Source organism: Shouchella xiaoxiensis (assembly GCF_016907895.1).
GTDB classification, from domain to species: domain Bacteria; phylum Bacillota; class Bacilli; order Bacillales; family Bacillaceae_D; genus Shouchella; species Shouchella xiaoxiensis.
In genome coordinates this window covers 292,647-309,466 of sequence record NZ_JAFBCV010000004.1, presented here as the reverse complement: position 1 = coordinate 309,466, position 16,820 = coordinate 292,647, and the positions used below count along the sequence as shown (strand labels likewise).

19 protein-coding genes are annotated in these 16,820 nt (G+C 39.9%); 1 reads left to right on the top strand and 18 read right to left on the bottom strand.

Annotated features, from left to right (window positions below):
- Nucleotides 1-19: 19 nt before the first annotated feature.
- The 9 genes from JOC54_RS09110 to JOC54_RS09070 form a co-directional block, all read right to left on the bottom strand.
- A complete protein-coding gene (locus JOC54_RS09110; protein WP_204465843.1) occupies nt 20-523 on the bottom strand; it encodes a BsuPI-related putative proteinase inhibitor in 504 nt (167 codons plus the stop codon).
- A gap of 12 nt (nt 524-535) precedes the next feature.
- The gene (locus JOC54_RS09105; RefSeq protein WP_035441858.1) at nt 536-1,357 is read right to left on the bottom strand and encodes a YitT family protein; all 822 of its coding nucleotides are present in this window, start codon (nt 1,355-1,357) and stop codon (nt 536-538) included.
- 4 nt (nt 1,358-1,361) lie between these two features.
- Nucleotides 1,362-2,144 (bottom strand): prolyl oligopeptidase family serine peptidase, encoded by a 783-nt coding sequence (locus JOC54_RS09100; protein WP_035419657.1) that lies wholly within the window; start codon nt 2,142-2,144, stop codon nt 1,362-1,364.
- Nucleotides 2,145-2,196: 52 nt separating this feature from the next.
- On the bottom strand, nt 2,197-2,457 hold the full coding sequence (locus tag JOC54_RS09095; protein WP_035419659.1) for a YbyB family protein: 261 nt from the start codon (nt 2,455-2,457) through the stop codon (nt 2,197-2,199).
- A 107-nt stretch (nt 2,458-2,564) separates the two neighbouring features.
- Complete coding sequence (locus tag JOC54_RS09090) at nt 2,565-2,933, bottom strand: rhodanese-like domain-containing protein (protein WP_054793167.1); 369 nt, start codon at nt 2,931-2,933, stop codon at nt 2,565-2,567.
- Between the two features lie 63 nt (nt 2,934-2,996).
- Nucleotides 2,997-3,551, bottom strand: coding sequence for a hypothetical protein (locus JOC54_RS09085; protein ID WP_204465840.1), 555 nt, complete (start codon nt 3,549-3,551; stop codon nt 2,997-2,999).
- A gap of 91 nt (nt 3,552-3,642) precedes the next feature.
- Nucleotides 3,643-5,115 carry an acyl-CoA carboxylase subunit beta gene (locus tag JOC54_RS09080; RefSeq protein WP_204465838.1) on the bottom strand — a complete coding sequence of 491 codons (1,473 nt, stop codon included), beginning with the start codon at nt 5,113-5,115 and terminating at the stop codon, nt 3,643-3,645.
- A 62-nt stretch (nt 5,116-5,177) separates the two neighbouring features.
- A complete protein-coding gene (locus JOC54_RS09075) occupies nt 5,178-6,026 on the bottom strand; it encodes a dimethylarginine dimethylaminohydrolase family protein (protein ID WP_204465835.1) in 849 nt (282 codons plus the stop codon).
- A gap of 212 nt (nt 6,027-6,238) precedes the next feature.
- Nucleotides 6,239-6,532: an IDEAL domain-containing protein gene (locus JOC54_RS09070; protein WP_035419817.1), complete on the bottom strand. Its 294-nt coding sequence runs from the start codon at nt 6,530-6,532 to the stop codon at nt 6,239-6,241.
- Between the two features lie 138 nt (nt 6,533-6,670).
- On the opposite strand from JOC54_RS09070, the gene asnB reads away from it, so the two are divergent.
- Entirely contained in the window at nt 6,671-8,560 is a 1,890-nt protein-coding gene (gene asnB / locus JOC54_RS09065; protein WP_204465832.1) for an asparagine synthase (glutamine-hydrolyzing), read from the top strand.
- Between the two features lie 4 nt (nt 8,561-8,564).
- On the opposite strand, the gene JOC54_RS09060 is transcribed toward asnB, so the two are convergent.
- From JOC54_RS09060 to JOC54_RS09020, 9 genes are all read right to left on the bottom strand, one after another.
- Entirely contained in the window at nt 8,565-9,029 is a 465-nt protein-coding gene (locus tag JOC54_RS09060; RefSeq protein WP_204465830.1) for a chemotaxis protein CheW, read from the bottom strand.
- Complete coding sequence (locus JOC54_RS09055; RefSeq protein ID WP_204465827.1) at nt 9,022-10,983, bottom strand: chemotaxis protein CheA; 1,962 nt, start codon at nt 10,981-10,983, stop codon at nt 9,022-9,024. The genes JOC54_RS09060 and JOC54_RS09055 overlap by 8 nt, the downstream gene beginning before the upstream one ends.
- A 103-nt stretch (nt 10,984-11,086) precedes the next feature.
- A complete protein-coding gene (locus tag JOC54_RS09050) occupies nt 11,087-11,455 on the bottom strand; it encodes a hypothetical protein (RefSeq protein WP_204465825.1) in 369 nt (122 codons plus the stop codon).
- An 81-nt stretch (nt 11,456-11,536) separates the two neighbouring features.
- Nucleotides 11,537-12,184, bottom strand: a complete 648-nt coding sequence (gene phoU, locus JOC54_RS09045) for a phosphate signaling complex protein PhoU (RefSeq protein ID WP_035419666.1) — start codon at nt 12,182-12,184, stop codon at nt 11,537-11,539.
- A 12-nt stretch (nt 12,185-12,196) separates the two neighbouring features.
- Nucleotides 12,197-12,973, bottom strand: a complete 777-nt coding sequence (gene pstB, locus JOC54_RS09040) for a phosphate ABC transporter ATP-binding protein PstB (RefSeq protein WP_204465823.1) — start codon at nt 12,971-12,973, stop codon at nt 12,197-12,199.
- An 11-nt stretch (nt 12,974-12,984) separates the two neighbouring features.
- Nucleotides 12,985-13,794, bottom strand: coding sequence for a phosphate ABC transporter ATP-binding protein PstB (gene pstB / locus JOC54_RS09035; RefSeq protein ID WP_204465820.1), 810 nt, complete (start codon nt 13,792-13,794; stop codon nt 12,985-12,987).
- A gap of 16 nt (nt 13,795-13,810) precedes the next feature.
- Nucleotides 13,811-14,698 (bottom strand): phosphate ABC transporter permease PstA, encoded by an 888-nt coding sequence (pstA, locus tag JOC54_RS09030; protein WP_204465817.1) that lies wholly within the window; start codon nt 14,696-14,698, stop codon nt 13,811-13,813.
- Complete coding sequence (gene pstC / locus JOC54_RS09025; protein WP_035419671.1) at nt 14,695-15,624, bottom strand: phosphate ABC transporter permease subunit PstC; 930 nt, start codon at nt 15,622-15,624, stop codon at nt 14,695-14,697. Before pstC ends, pstA begins: the two co-directional genes overlap by 4 nt.
- 89 nt (nt 15,625-15,713) lie before the next feature.
- Nucleotides 15,714-16,643: a phosphate ABC transporter substrate-binding protein gene (locus JOC54_RS09020; protein WP_204465815.1), complete on the bottom strand. Its 930-nt coding sequence runs from the start codon at nt 16,641-16,643 to the stop codon at nt 15,714-15,716.
- Nucleotides 16,644-16,820: the final 177 nt, after the last annotated feature.

The following is a 16,820-nucleotide window of genomic DNA, read 5'->3' as shown; positions in this document are numbered from 1 at the left end:
GTAGCTAAACGCTACCTTTTTATTCTTCAGTTTGACTAATTTCAACTTCAACGGATTGAGTAAACGCACTTGGATTATCTGATACATTCTTCGTTTCTTCAGAAACCGTTAGTTCTACAGTCATCATATATGTTCCTGCTGCAATGTTCTCTAAAGGTATTGATTCACGAAAGTCTGCCGTTTCTCCTGCCTCATAATTTCGTTCTTGAATACTTTGTGTAAACATTTGATCGTCAGAAAATCTGTATACCTCTTCATCTTCAGAATTAACAAGCGTAATTTCAAACATTTGCCCAGATGTGAATACAAGGGTTTGGACATCATCTGTATTGTTTTCAACATACATATCGACATTTAGATGATCATCAACGATCTGATAATCAACATTAAATAGCCAAGGTTCCTCCACCGTTGAATCTCCTCCTGTAGGAATATTAGGGTCTTCTTCATCTTCTGGTTGACCACCACAGGCCACAAGCGTGAATAGAAAAAGACTAGCTACATATAATTTCCACGCCTTCATGAAATCCCCTCCTTAATCTTTTCGAAACAGACCGAAAATACTAGCTGTCTCAACAATATTTGTAAATGCAGCTGGATCTACTTCTTCAATAATATTCTTTAAGTCATATAATTCATAACGAGTAATGACGATAACAAGCATCTCTTTTTCTTCAGACGTGTATCCACCTTTTGCAGGAATTCGCGTAATTCCTCGCGTTAATCGTTCGTGAATCGCCTTGTTCACTAGATCTGCATTTTTCGTTACAATCATTGCTGTGAGCTTCACATATCGAGTATGAATCGCATCGATAAAGCGCGATGTAACATAGATTGAAATGAGCGTAAATAGCGCTTTTTCCGGATCAAGCATCAGTCCAGATACGACAACAATGACAGAATTCATAATAAAAAATAAGCTACCTACAGGTCTATCTGTTACTCTTGCTAGTACTAAAACAATGATATCAAGCCCGCCAGAGGAAGCGCCCCATTTCAGCAGCAAGCCAGCACCAGCAGCGACAATAACTCCACCAAACACAGCGTTGAGCATAATATCTTCAGAAAAAGCATGTACAGGAATAACCTCTAAGAAAATTGTTGTTAACACAACGCTTGCAAAACTGTAGATTGTAAAACTTTTACCTACTTTTAACCAACCTAGAATAGCTACTGGTATATTTAATAATAACAGCAAAATACCTGGTGAAAGTGGTAGCACGAAAGAAAGCAGTTGAGCTACCCCCGTAAATCCGCTAGCAAAAACGTCTGCTGGAATTAAAAACAAATTCAAGGCAACAGCTAAAAGTAAAGAACCAACAATAACGATGACTATTTTTCCTAATTCTCTTCTCATTTAGTTAATAGATCGCATGCTTATTTTCGATCATCACTTCAGAGATCCATGTTCCAGCTTCAAGCATTGCCTTTCTTGATATTTTGTGATCAACCCCATCTTCAGCATAAAAAGTAAGATGGTTACTGTTAAACGTACTACTTTCTTGTAATTGTTTCGTAAATGCGAGACTATAGGCAAAAGGAACGGTTTTATCCTCTTTTCCATGCCATATAAAAAGTGGTCGATTGTTGAGCAACTCTAAGTGACTTGATAAATCATACGGTTCTATTTTAGCAAGAATTGCTTCTTTTTCACCTTCTTTTATATCCATACCACTTTCATCTGCAACTTGAAACATTTGTTTTGCAAATTGGTCATATTGAGGTGCCCCCATAAAGGCGACTGCACTTTTAATCCATTTATACGTAGCTAAAGCCCCAAATGTCGTAATGGCTCCCATCGATGTTCCACCGATTGCAATGTTTTCTTTCGAAGCAAGACCTTTTTTTGCGAGACCTTCAACAAGCAAAGGAAATTCTTCTATCGATTGGAGAATAATTTTCCAAAATAACCGATAGCGCATTCGCTCAGAATCAGTTGTTTCTCTTTCACCGTGATGAAGCGCATCCGGTAAAATAACACGAAAACCTTTTTGGGCAATTGTATAGGCAATATGTAAATTATGTTCTTTTGCACTTGTAATACCGTGTAAGAAAAAGAAAATAGGCTTTTCTCTGATAGAATCCTCTTCTTCTACAAGTAGTAACGGTATATTTTCTATGTACTCATTTTTTATAGTAAGCATGCGTTCCACTCCTTCGTTTAAAAAAGCCGCCTTGGAGGCAGCTATCATTGCTCTACTGATACTTCTCGTTGTATCGCTGAATGCTATACAATGAGCCTTCATCGACCATTTTACTATCTTCAGTTGAAGGTTGTGGGTTACCTAACTGAAATGTTTTGATTTTCTCTTCCTTTGTTTTTCCTGTTAATTTGTTTAACACGTTTCTTGATTGTGCTTTAACCTGCTCTCTTCTTGTTTCGTCGGTTAAGCATACCGTAATCGCTCCAACTGCACCTGCTACAACGACTGCTGTTGCTGTTTTTTTCATATCCATCGTCTACAACCCCTTCCAAATACGAGAATCGTTTCTCTTTATTTGTTCCCTAAAATTGACTTGATAAACCTTAAAAAGAGCCTTTCAAGAAGAGGCTCTCTTTATAATCATGTATCTAATTCTTTTGGATCTTTGACAATCCATTCTTGTCCAAACGTAAGCTCTCCGTCCCAATCAAGCATGCCACCTTCATAATTACGTACATTTGCAAACCCTTGCTCTTTCATGTACAGTGCGGTGTTTTGACTACGTCGCCCACTTCTGCAAATCAAAAGATAACTCTTTGATTGATCCAATTGATCAACCATTGTTGGTATCACATTCATTGGAATAAGTGGCACACCTGGTAAGTGCCCATCTTCATATTCATCAACTTCACGTACATCAATAATTATAGGTTCTTTTGCTTGATTTGTTATGATTGCTTTTAATTCATCTGTTGAAATTTGTGTAATCCCGTCTACATCACGACTCATTGTCGTCACCTCCATAACTAGTGTAGCTTTCTGCTAGATAATCAGCAAGTTTTGCTAACATCCTCACTCTTCTTGAAAGCTAAATTGATGATGTGGATATCGTTCATAAAGCTGCGTTAACGTGATTTCCTCATCGTCAAGCTGCTGCAGGGCAGGGACGATCGTTTTATCCAGATATTGCGACATATCAACTGTTCCATCAGATCGCAACAGTGATTCGTCATCATCGACTAACTCAAACAACGGTTGATAAAATTCCGTGTTTATTAGAACCGTAGTACCTTGTGCTTCTCTTGTAAACGCGCCAGTCTCAATCGCATGAACGCGATAGATTGATGAAAAAGAGAAGTAGCGTACATGCTCATCTTCAACTAGTTGTTCATCATCAGACGTAATTAGAACATCTGCATAGAAGGCCTCTGGCATGGAGATGGATAAAGCGAAATAAATCGTAAGGACGCTTAAAAAAGTAAGGAATGAGCTTGTCTGCTCTTTTTTCTTTGAGTAACGCTCTTTTTTTCTTAAAAATGCATGAACCATTAATAAGCTCACAGCAAGCAAAATAATCATTAATATGATTAAACTAAATTGAAACCAACCTTCAGTTAAAACAAGCATACTCTACGACTCACTTTCTTCTCCCAATAATCTACTTCAATCGTATGGTACCATAGGATTGCTGAGGAGAAAAAGAAAAACATCTAATAAACTACAAAGGCATATTTCCGTGCTTTCGAAAAGTGCCTAATGCCTTTCTTTTTTTATCGATGAGTAAGTATGTCGATATAAGAATTTTTCTAGTTTCTTCAGGTAAAATAACATCGTCAATTAATCCTTTTTCAGCTGACAAAAGGGGCGAGGATTGCGCTTGATCATCTTTTGTACTTCCGCTCTCTTTGTTTTGGAGTACTGAAGAGGCACCACTTGATCCCATTACGGCGATTTTCGCAGACGGCCATGCAAAAACGAAGTCTGCTCCAATCGCTTTACTATTCATCGCTACAAAGGCACCACCGTATGCTTTTCTTAAGATGACAGTTACTTTTGGTACAGTCGCTTCTACGAATGCATAAATTATTTTTGCACCATGCCTTAACAGCCCTCTATTTTCTTGCTCACTTCCTGGAATAAATCCACTAACATCCTCTAAAACAAGCAGAGGAATGTTAAAACAATCACAAAATCGCACAAACCGAGCACATTTATCACTTGCATCAATATCGATACATCCTGCCAAATGAATTGGATTATTTGCGATAACACCAACAGATTTACCATTCAGCCGAATAAAGCCCGTTACGAGATTTCGAGCAAATGATTTTCCCATTTCAAAAAATGATTGCTGATCGGCAATACAATCAATTACATCCTTAACGTTATAGACGCTGCGATCATCTAATGGTAAACATGTTGAAATCTCTTTCGGATTTTCTTGCAAGCTTAATTTTTTTTGCAAATTCATCGGTAAATAGGATAAAAATTGAGCTACTTGTTGAAAAGCTTCTGTTTCTGTTTGCGCAACAAAGTGAGCCACACCACTTTTATGAGCGTGAACGCGGTAGCCCCCTAGCTCTTCAACAGACACTTCCTCGCCGCTTATCGCTTGCAACACTTTAGGTCCTGTTATAAATAACTGACTGATTTCTTCCACCATAAAAATAGCATCTGTTAATGCCGGAGAATAAGCTGCCCCACCCGCACAAGGACCTAATATAATAGAGAGCTGTGGAATGAGACCCGAATAACGGGCATTCCGTTTAAATAGCTCTCCATACCCATTAAGCGCATCGATGCCTTCTTGAATTCGCGCTCCACCCGAATCGATTAACCCGATAATTGGCGTATTCATCTCGACAGCTAAATCCATAATTGCGCATATCTTTTTAGCATGAGCCATGCCCAATGTACCGCCAAACACGGTGAAATCTTGCGCATACAAACAGACATCCATTTGATTAATTTTACCAAACCCTGTAATAACTCCATCTCCTGGCAAGCCATTTGCACCCACTGCAAATCGTTGATGTTCAACAAAACTATCTCGATCCAACAATTGATTAATTCGTTCTCTAGCGCTCATTTTGCCGAGAGCATGTTGCTTTTGCAAACGTGCCTCTCCACCACCTTGCCCTATCCGTTTAAGACGTTCTTGAAATGCTGAATTTCCATCTTTCTGGTTCATTTCGGCACGCCCTCTCTCTCTCGATCGTTTTCCGTAATGTAACCAGATTTAGCCCTAATCATTCAAATCGAATGCCGTAGTACCGGCAGCGTAACACAACGGAATGACCCACCCGATTTAATAATTTCTGAAAATTCCACTTCAATGACTGTAAATCCTTCTTCTCTTAATAAGGCATTTGTAAACTTGTTCATCGGCAAAGCAATTATTTTTCCATTACCAATCGAAAGAATATTAACACCTAAGTGAAACTGTTCTTCTTTTGAAACAGGTATACAGGTATACGCTTTTTTAAGTAGTTGCAGTGACTCTTCTTCAATTGCTTGCTCATAAATAAGGGCATAATCATTTGAAACCGGTTGAAAGACACAATCAAGATGTAAGTATGAGTGATCAAAATCAATCCACTGGAATTGTAAACTTGGGTGATTATTCTTTAACACTTCAATGCTATCTTTCGATGTCCGACCACTTGAACCAACATAAACTGTGTTCTCAGTGAGAATAACATCTCCTCCCTCAATCGTTCCCTTTTCTAGCATGTGGTAGGGTTTGCCAATTGATTCTAAAAAAGCGTTCAATTTTTTTTCTTCTCCACGACGAATTGCACTTTCCATCCGAGCGATATAAAGCGTATCTTCAATCGTAAACCCGCTGTCACGCATAAAAACCTGTTCCGGGAATTGTTCAGCTGCTGGCACTGTGTGAACAGTCACACCATGTTCCTTCAGCGTTTGTACAAGCTGATTATGCTGGGCACAAGCCAGTTTTTTATCAATATTCTCTTTTACGTATGTTCTCTGAATTTTATTAATGGGCTCCTTAATAGCCATAAAACGTGGTTCACATACAAGCACTTCCATTAGCTGTCCAAACTCTGTCCGACAGTAGACGGTTTCGTTAGTAGTCATCTTACACCGCCTCCTCTTTTCATATTGGTTAAACGAAGCTTTCTTACCTTTATTTATTCAAAAGAAATTGTCCATGTGTATAAAAAGCTCGCTAATGCACAAACTAACAAATTAAGATACCTTGTTTATAAAAAGCACTTAGTAATAGTATAACTCAAATCATTGAAAGTAAGCTCAAAAAAAAGATCCAGCTAGCGGATCTCTTAATAGCTTTAAAATTTTAAGTAAAGATTGTAGCCATTCTCATGGAGTGTCCTACCGTTTTTGAACTGTTCACAATGTGAAGATAATTCCGTCGAGAGAATATGAAACAACTCTTTGTCTCTATCATCTAAAGCTATATCGATTTGTTTTTGTAAATATGCTTTTTTAAAGTAATACATGGAGTAGGTTAGAACAGCCTTTGCATAGAGTGATTGAACAGTAAGATCGGTACGAACTTCTAATCGATTTATTATTTGAAGCTGTCTTAGTACATCCTTATCAATTGCAAATGGTTCTTTCATTGTTCTCCCTCCATTTGTATTAATCATTAAATTTATTTACCCCTTTTATACCCTGTAATCGTTAGCAGTAAACCTGCTGGCCAGCGTTTACTAGACAAGCATTGGTTAAAAGTATAATTCATCTTGGAGGTAGAAACTGTGTGTGGCTTTATTGGAGAATTACTTAAAGAAAAGCACGATTATTTACATGAAAATACTTGGAATCAAGCCTTGGAAGCAATCCATCACCGTGGACCAGATCAGACTGGTGTCTACAAAAATAACAGCGTGCGTCTTGGCTTTAAACGGTTAAGTATCATCGACATTAAAAATGGCATCCAGCCGCTTTCATATGAAAACTATCGTTATCAAATCGTCTTTAACGGAGAGATATACAACTATATTGAACTACGTGAAAACCTATTACAACAGGGTTATCACTTTGCAACGCAATCGGATACTGAAGTTTTACTTGCGTTGTTTGTTGCGGAAGGACCAGCTATGGTCGAAAAACTTCGGGGGATGTTTGCCTTTGCTATCTGGGATAATGAATCAAGTCAATTATTTTGTGCGAGAGATCGATTTGGCATTAAGCCTTTCTATTATTTTGAAGATCAAGAACGTTTCTTCTTTGCATCCGAACAAAAATCAATTATGCCTTTGTTACATCATGAGATAACGATCAATCACCAATCCTTACAACATTACATGACCTTTCAGTATGTACCTGAACCAAGTACATTAACAAATGGGATTCACAAGCTCCTTCCAGGGCATACCTTAACCATTAATAAACAGCACCAGCATACAATACAGTCATACAGCAACCGTCTCTTTCAACCACAAGCTAAAATCATTGGTGAAAATAAAATAAAACAAACGGAAGAGTGCTTAAGAGATTCCGTCCAAAAACATATGCGCTCTGATGTACCCGTTGGCGCGTTTCTTTCGAGCGGTATTGACTCGACTGCGATTGTGGCGTTAGCAAGGGAAATAAATCCAGAACTGCTCACGTTTACCGTTGGATTTGAAGTTGATGGTTTTAGCGAGATTAATATTGCCCAAGAAAGTGCTCAGAAACTAGGCGTGAAACATATCTCAAAAATCATTACGCCTGAAGAGTTCATACAAGAATTGCCTAAGATCATTTGGCATATGGACGAACCAGTTGCCGATCCCGCAGCAGTTCCACTGTATTTCGTTGCAAAGGAAGCGAGCAAGCATGTTAAAGTTGTTCTTTCAGGTGAGGGAGCAGATGAGCTATTCGGAGGATACAATATCTATCGGGAGCCACTCGATTTAGCCTGGTTCAAGCGTATTCCAAAACCAATGCAGTCGGCGATAAATCGTTTCGCTACAAAGTTGCCTTCTTCTGTAAAAGGCCGTAATTATCTAATTCGTGGTACAACACCGATCGAACAGCGTTATGTGGGGAATGCGTTTATTTTTAAAGAAGAAGAAAAAGCAGACTTGCTCAACGCTTACAATCCAGCACACCCATTTACAGAAGTAACCGAATCGCTTTATCAGCAAGTCCCACATTACGATGATTCAACAAAAATGCAATATATTGATATGCATACCTGGCTTGCTTCAGACATTCTTGTAAAAGCAGATCGGATGACAATGGCTCATTCACTGGAATTACGAGTTCCCTTCTTAGATAAAGAGGTTTTTGCATTAGCACGTTCTCTTCATACAGATGATAAGCTTGCACACAAGACAACAAAGTATATCTTGCGGATGGCCATGAAAGAAGTCATTCCAGCCTCAATTGTGCAACGAAAGAAATTAGGTTTTCCAGTTCCAATTCGAGCCTGGTTGAAGAACGAATTGTATTTATGGGCAAGGTCGCTTATTCTTGAAAGCCCTACAGAGGATCTCTTTAATAAAGATTTTATTCTAGCTATGCTGGATGCACATAAAGCAAATCAAGCTGATTATAGCCGTAAATTATGGACGGTATTGAGCTACATGATGTGGCACTCCATTCATCTCTCCGAGAACAGTCAAACGTTTGTCGAACAAAAAATTCAAAACAAAAGCTAACCTCCTATTTTGTGAGGTTAGCTTTTTCTAAATCACTATGGATGAGCTCAACTTGTTCAGCAAGCTTCTTTGTTTCAATTAATGTCATTAATCCAATAGCAGTCTCAACCATGCCAGTTCGATACTCTTTCCCCGAAGTACTGATCCCATCATTAATGGATTCTTCAACGATATCAACAATATCGGAAGCCTGATCGACGAGCAACGCCATATCGCCCTCGTCTTTTTTGCAAACAAGCAACCGTGTATATGCGGTTATTTCAGTATTTTCTTGCTGGTCCAGTCCTTTTAAATCAATAACCGGAACAAGTTCCCCACGAACAAGAACAACTCCTCTAATGATACTAGGGACATTTGGAACTCGCGCTATGCCCTCTGGCTTCTCAATCGATGATAGTTGCTTTAATTCAACTCCATATTGCTCCATTCCTACCGTACACGCTAATACTTTTAACTGGTTCTCACTCATTGGCCCCACCTCGTTTGCTTGTAAAAAATGCGGATGCATCAACAATCATGGCAATTTCTCCACTACCAAGAATTGTGGCACCGAGCAAGCCTTTTGTTTGCTTAAGAATTGACCCTAGTGATTTTAGGACAATTTCTTGATGGCCGATAAGCGTATCCACTTTAATAGCTGCTAGCTCGTTGTTCTGATATAAAATAACAACAGGAACTTCATCAGCATCACTTTCATCTAGGCCCATCTCTTGATTTAATGAATACAGGGGCACCAATCTCCCTCTAACTTGAACAATTTCTTGATTGTTTGATAGCTGAATATCCTTCTTAGCATATAGCGCTGTTTCCAAAATTGATGTAACTGGTATCGCAAATGTTTCTTTCTGAAGACCAATTAGCATCACTTCCATAATGGAAACCGTAAGTGGAAGAACGATGGAAAAGAGTGATCCCTTCCCCTCTTCTGAAGTGACCATAATCTCGCCGCCAAGTGATTGCAAACTTGTTTTTACAACATCAAGTCCAACGCCTCTGCCTGATAAGTCAGTGACGGCTTGTGCCGTACTAAACCCAGGCGCAAATAAAAGCTGGAAGACATCTTCATTATTCATTGAAGACGATTGTTCTAGGGTGATAAGCCCATTTGAAATCGCTTTATCCAGCACTCGCTCACGTTGAATGCCTGCCCCATCATCTTCTATTTCAATCACGACTTTACTGCCGCTGTAGTAAGCTCGAAGTGTAATTGTTCCTTCACCCGGCTTCCCGGTTGCCACTCGTTCTTTAGGCAACTCAATCCCGTGATCCATAGAATTACGTAGCAGGTGGAGAATTGGGTCACTAAGCTCGTCAATAATCGCTCGGTCGATTTCCGTTTCCGTACCCTCTAATTGAAAAGATATATTTTTACCGAGCTCTTTGGATACTTGTCTAACCATTCGCGGAAAACGACTGAACACCGTTTCAAGCGGCATCATGCGGACAGATAGCATTACATCTTGTAAATGGCTGATCGTCCTGCTCATTTTTTCTGAAGTACTTGTTAAGTCCTCATGATTTAATTGATTCGCTAACGCCTCAAGTCTTCCTTTTTCAATAACAAGTTCTTCAAACATGTACATTAGGTCATCGAGTTTATCAATCTGCACACGTATTGATCTTTGATTTTTCACGTCCGTTTTTTTAACGGAGGAAGGTTCAGCATTAGTTGAATCATTGCTCTTTGTCTCAACTTGAATCGCTTTCTTCCCTACATACGGTGACACGTTCACACTACTTATCTCAGAGATAAGGCTTAATCGCTCGACTACTGTTTCCTCACTTAATCCAGTTGCAACGGTCAAAGTGAACGTTTCTTCAAACTCGCCTTCTTCCAGTTTTTCAGTAGAAGGGCTGGCGTGAAGCAGTTCTCCAAATTGATCAACTTCTGCCACAACCATATACGCGCGAACACCTTTGAGCATCGCCGTCTGTTCAACCGTAACAGCGATTACTAGAACAGGAATTCCTTGTTCAACAGCCTGATTAATCACATGTTCAGTAGACTCATCGTAACTATCTGTTTCAATCGAAACTTTTTCGTTTTTTAACTGGAGCTGAGATAGCTTTGTTTCAAGCTCCTGTAACGTGGTTGGCTCCGCTCCTGAAGTCTCAATCTGCTCAAGTGCTTGTTCTAATTGTTCGACCGCTTCAAAAAATAAATCGATCTTATCCGAGTCAACATCAATCTTTCCCGATCTCATCTCATCAAGTACATTTTCAAGTACATGGGTTACATTCGCAATTTGTGTAAAACCCATTGACGCTGCCATTCCTTTTAATGTATGAGCTGAACGAAATATCTCAGCCAAGACTTTTATCGGATCTGACGCTTTTTCTAATAAAAATAGCTGCTCATTCATCGCTTTAAGATGATCTGTACTTTCTTCTAAGAACATTTCTAAATAATTATATTGAGTCAATGTTGTATCCACCTCAAAATGAAAAAGTACGAGGGGAATGACCCTCGTACTCTTTATCGGCTTGTCCTATGTACTTGTTAAGTATTATTTTGTCCACCTATAATTAGCGACCATAAACGCCCATAATCCAAACAATCACTGCCGAGAAGAGCAGCAATAATCCATAAGAAAGAATATTGCGATAGTCTTTTTTCTTTAGCAAGACCCGAGTTATTTCAAACAAGACGATCATGAACAGCGCGATAATCCCCTTTACAATATAAAAAGGCATAAACTGATACATATAAAGAGAGATGAGTCCTGTCATTAAGAGCAGGATTTGGGTCATACGGACAAATGAGGCGACTAACAAGCGCCCCGATCTCAGACCGTACCAAGTATAAAAAAGCCAAACGGCTGCACCAATAAAAAACAACGGCCAAACCGCCCCATGAAAAGCAACAATAATTCGAAAGGTCTGGGCAGGTATCATGCAATGCCCTCCTTCACAGTTTCTACCAATAGTATAGCATAAGACGAAAGCAACAAAAAAACGAAGATTATGGAATCTTCGTTAGTTTAAATCAAAGTGCTGTCCGTTTGCTTCATAGATAATCCACTCTGACAAGTTGGTTGCATAATCGGCTATTCGCTCAACATAACGCGCTATAAAAGCCAGCTGCGTAATCATTTCGACATCCGGTTCTCCAACATCCTGTCTAAACAAGTGCTTGATAAACAAACCAAATCGTTCATCGATTTCATCGTCCAATTTCGCCAGTTGTTGTGCAGCCATTACATCCTGATTTTTATACGCAATTAATGCTTTAGCAACCATATTACGAGCATCTGTTGCGAGCAATGATAATTCCTGGCGTGCTTCTCCCTGATACGGAACAAGTCGTTTGGAGACTTTTGCTAAATCAACAGCTAAGTCTGCCACTCGTTCTAAATCCCCGGCAATCTTCATAACAACAATTAATTTTCTTAAATCTGAAGCAACAGGCTGCTGTCGAGCAATAATATCAAAAACACGTTCATTCAAATCTAACTCGTTTTTATTAATGTTTTTATCATTATCAATGATAGCTGCCACACTAGCCGCGTCTTGATTAGCAAAGCTAGCAATTGCTAAATCAAGTTGCGCTAACGTAGCGCTGCCAAGTTCCTGTATATGGTTTGCAACCTCATCAAGCTGTTGATGAAATAAACTTCTTAACATAATAGACTCCTTTTAACCAAAATGGCCAGAAATATAATCTTCCGTACGTTTATGATCAGGATTTGAAAAGATATGCTGCGTTGACCCTTTTTCAATTAATTCACCCATGTAGAAAAACGCTGTTTCATCCGATATACGTGCTGCTTGCTGCATATTGTGCGTCACGATAACGATTGAATACGTTTCACGTAATGACGTAATTAACTCCTCAATTTTTGTCGTTGATAAGGGATCCAGTGCACTTGTTGGCTCATCCATTAAGAGCACATCCGGTTTTGTTGCCAAGGCCCGGGCAATGCATAAGCGCTGTTGCTGTCCACCTGATAAACCCATTGCGTTTTTGTTCAAGCGATCCTTTACTTCTGTCCAAAGAAAAGCGCCTTTTAAACTTGTTTCCACAATTTCATCCAATTCTTTTTTATTACGAATCCCATGAATTCTTGGTCCGTATGCAACGTTTTCATAGATTGATTTTGGGAATGGGTTCGGTTTTTGAAACACCATACCGACTGTTTTTCGTAAATCAGCTAAATCCATTGATGAAGTAAGCAGATTTTCGCCTCTGAAATTTAATTCACCAGCCATACGGATTGATGGATTTAACTTCGACATTAAATTCAATGTTTTAATAAACGTTGACTTCCCACAACCGGATGGGCCAATGATAGCGCTAACCTGCTTTTCACCTAATTCTAGCGTTATGTTTTTTAACGCCTGATTGCTGCCGTACCATAAATTAAAATCTTTAACGTCATAGATGTTCTGTGTTTTTGTCAGCGTCGTTTGCATATGCTGCCTCCTTAACCGAATCGCCCAGAAATATAGGCTTCCGTTTGCTCATGATCGGGATTGCTAAACAGCTTGCTCGTTGGATTTGTTTCAATCAATTCACCGTTATAAAAGAAAGCAGTCCGATCTGATACTCGCGATGCCTGCTGCATATTGTGAGTCACGACAACAACCGTGTAGTCTTTTTTAAGTTCAATCATCAGCTCCTCCACTTTCGCTGTCGCAATTGGATCAAGCGCTGAGGCAGGTTCATCCAATAGTATAACTTCTGGTTTTAACGCAAGTGTTCTAGCAATACAAAGCCGCTGTTGCTGCCCACCCGATAGCTCAAGCGCAGAATCATGCAGACGATCTTTTACCTCATCCCATAACGCTGCTTTTTGCAATGAATCCTCTACGATGTGAATCCAGTCTCTTTTTCGGACATCATGAAAACGTAATCCATGCGTAATGTTTTCATAGATTGATTTTGGAAAAGGATTTGCCTTCTGGAACACCATGCCAATTTCTTTACGCAAAGCAACAACATTGACTTCTTCACTTAATAAATTGACACCTTCATAGGAGAGGTTCCCTGTAACCCGAGCCGATGGAATTAAATCATTCATTCGGTTAATGCTTCGCAAAAACGTTGATTTCCCACATCCAGAAGGTCCTATTAAAGCCAAAATCTCATTTTTATTTATATCGAGCGAGAGATGTTTAACCGCGTGGTTATCTCCGTAATAAATATTAACGTCATCAGCTTGTAAAATGAGCTTCTTCTGATCAACTGTAGGTATTTCTTCTTCTATTTGTTTTTGAACGGTCAGTGTCGCCATTTGTTCTTCCTCCTTTTTATTTTGAAGATGTTAATTTACGATGAACAAAGCGTCCGAGTACACGGGCTAGTAAATTAAATAGCAGCACAGCAATAATGAGAACAAGCGCTGCTCCATCTGCGACTTCCCTTGCATCAGGTATTAAGCCTTGCGTATTTACTTTCCAAATGTGAACAGCCAATGTTTCCGCTGGACGAAAAACATTTAATGGTGACGTCTCTGAAAATGGGTTAATGTTCATCCAGTCCAGTCTTGGCGTGGTAACACCTGATGTAAACAGCAGCGCTGCCGCTTCACCAAAGACACGTCCTGCTGAAAGAATGATCCCCGTTAAGATTCCTGGAAACGCTGCAGGTAGAATGATTGTTTTGACGGTATCCCAATGCGTTATCCCTAGCGCCAAGCTCGCCTCTTTTTGTTCACGTGGAACACTTGTAATTGAATCTTCCACGACGCGAACCATGACCGGCAAGTTAAACACCGTCAGTGCGAGCGCTCCACCTAAGATTGAATAGCTCCAGCCTGTTAATTGAACAAACACAAGTAGTCCAAACAAACCAACAACAATTGATGGAAGCGATGCGAGCACTTCAATACATGTGCGAATAAAATCAGTTATTTTTCCAGGCTTCGCATACTCAGCCATATAAATTCCTCCACCTAAACCAAGAGGAACCGTAAAGACCATTGTTAAAAATAAAATGTAAAATGAGTTAAACAACTGCGGTCCAATACCTCCGCCTTCCCGATATGAACTTGGCGGTGTTGTTAAGAAATCAAGACTTAGTTGGTTAAACCCTCTATATAAGATGTAACTTAATAAACCAGCCAATACCGCAACGATAAGGATAGCAATAAAAGTAAACACCGTAGTTGCTAATTGATCTGTCCACTTTTTATTCATGAAAACTTCCTCCTAGATGACAAGAAACGTACAAGAATAATAAACAAGTAGGACATGACGAGTAAAATTAAACCAAGCGACCAAAGAACATTGTTTTCAGTGCTTCCAGGTACCGTATGACCCATGTTCAGCGTGATGATTGTCGTTAGTGTTGCAGTTGGATCAACCAATGACTCAGCAATTGTACGGGCATTTCCGATAACCATTTGCACAGCTAACGCTTCACCAAACGCACGCGCCATTCCAAGTACAACAGCCGTTAATAACATTGGAGCTGCTGCAGGAACAATCACGCGTCGAATCGTCTGCCACCGCGTCGCTCCAAGGGCAAGCGATGATTCCCGCATTCCTGCAGGGATGGTTCTCAAAGCATCTGTCGCAATGCTCGTAACGGTCGGTAAGATCATAATCGAGAGTACAATCATTCCGGTTAGTAATCCGAAACCTTGTCCTCCTACATATTCTCGAACAAAAGGAACAAAAAGCGTTAAACCAATAAATCCATAAACAACGGAAGGAATTCCAACAAGCAGTTCAACTGCTGGCTGAAGAATTTTTCTGCCCCAGCTCGGAGCAATTTCAGTCATATAAATCGCAGCACCAATACCAAGAGGTGCCGCAATCAGCGCCGCAAGAATGGTGACAGCAAAGGAACCAAAGATAAAAGGAAGTGCACCATAGGATGGTCCTCCTTGTTCAGCCGAACGAGTCGGATTCCAATCCAAACTTGTTAAAAAATGAATTGGGTTTACGCCATCAATGACGAAAGCCTGCAATCCTCGAATGACAAGAAACGTCGTTATCGCGAGTGTTGTTAAAATAATTAAAGCAGCGCAAGTGTAAACAATGAGCTTGCCTTTGCGCTCACGCTTCATTGTTTTTTTCTTGTCTAGCAAACGGTCTGCCACAGTTACTGAAGATGGCATGATTTCTTCCCCCTCGATCTTCACTCTAAAAGCGGTCTGAGATAAAAGCGCCTACTCAAAAAAGAAAGCGGCGCTTTTTTCTATTTCTATTATTTAGCTGACTCTTCACCAGCAGCATTGCGTTCAACTTGCATCCCTGTTTCCGGAATGTAGCCCATCTCAGGAATCAATTCATCCTGCACGAAATCACTCATTAAATAATCAATAAACGCTTTAGTTAATCCTTCAGGCTCTCCGTTTGTATAGGAGTGCATGTAAGCCCAAATTGGAAAATCACCAGACATGACGTTTTCATCTGTTTGCTCAACACCGTCAACGGATAGTGGAAGAACGGCACCACTTTCATCATAATAAGAGAAAGCTAGATACCCGATCGCGCCTTCCGTTTCACTTATAATTTGTCTAACTGTATTAGAAGAGTCCTCGGTAATTCCTGAAGCCGGCTCATTGTCTTCTAAACCGTATTTCACAAATGTATCACGCGTTCCTGAAGAATCTGGTCTGTTGACTAACACGATTTCTTGATCTGCTCCACCAAGCTCACTCCAGTTCGTAATTTCACCGGTGAAGATGCTAATCATGTCTTCTGTTGAAAGATCCTCAACACCTACTTCCGGATGTGCAGCAGGCCCCATGCCAACAACCGCAATACGGTGATCAACTAAGTCTTCAGCTGGAATATCTTCCTTTTCTTCCGCAAATACGTCAGAGTTTCCGATTTGAACTTGGCCACTAGCGATGGAAGAAAGACCTTGCCCTGATCCACCGGCCTGAACAGAAATACTTGCTTCCATATTCTCATTCATGAATTCTTCACTTGCTGCTGCAACAAGCGGTTCCATCGCGCTTGATCCAGCTACAAGAATACTTCCTGATGCTTCCTCAGCAGAATCTCCACCATTTGATTCGCCAGTAGAATCATCACCATTTCCACCATTTGTGTCAGTGTTATCCGTTCCACATGCTGTAGCCGTTAATAAAAATGCTGCTAAAATCGTTCCAAATTTGAGCTTCTTCATTTTTCATCTCTCCCCCTGTATCTAAGCGGTATCTGTCTTACAACGTAAGTATACGAGCTCATTATTAAGCCAATTTGAGTGCTATGTTAAGGTTTTGTAAAAAGCGTGAAGAGATTATAAACGCGGGAACTGATTGACTGTCGATTAGTAAGAAACACAAAAAACACGCTTCTTCCT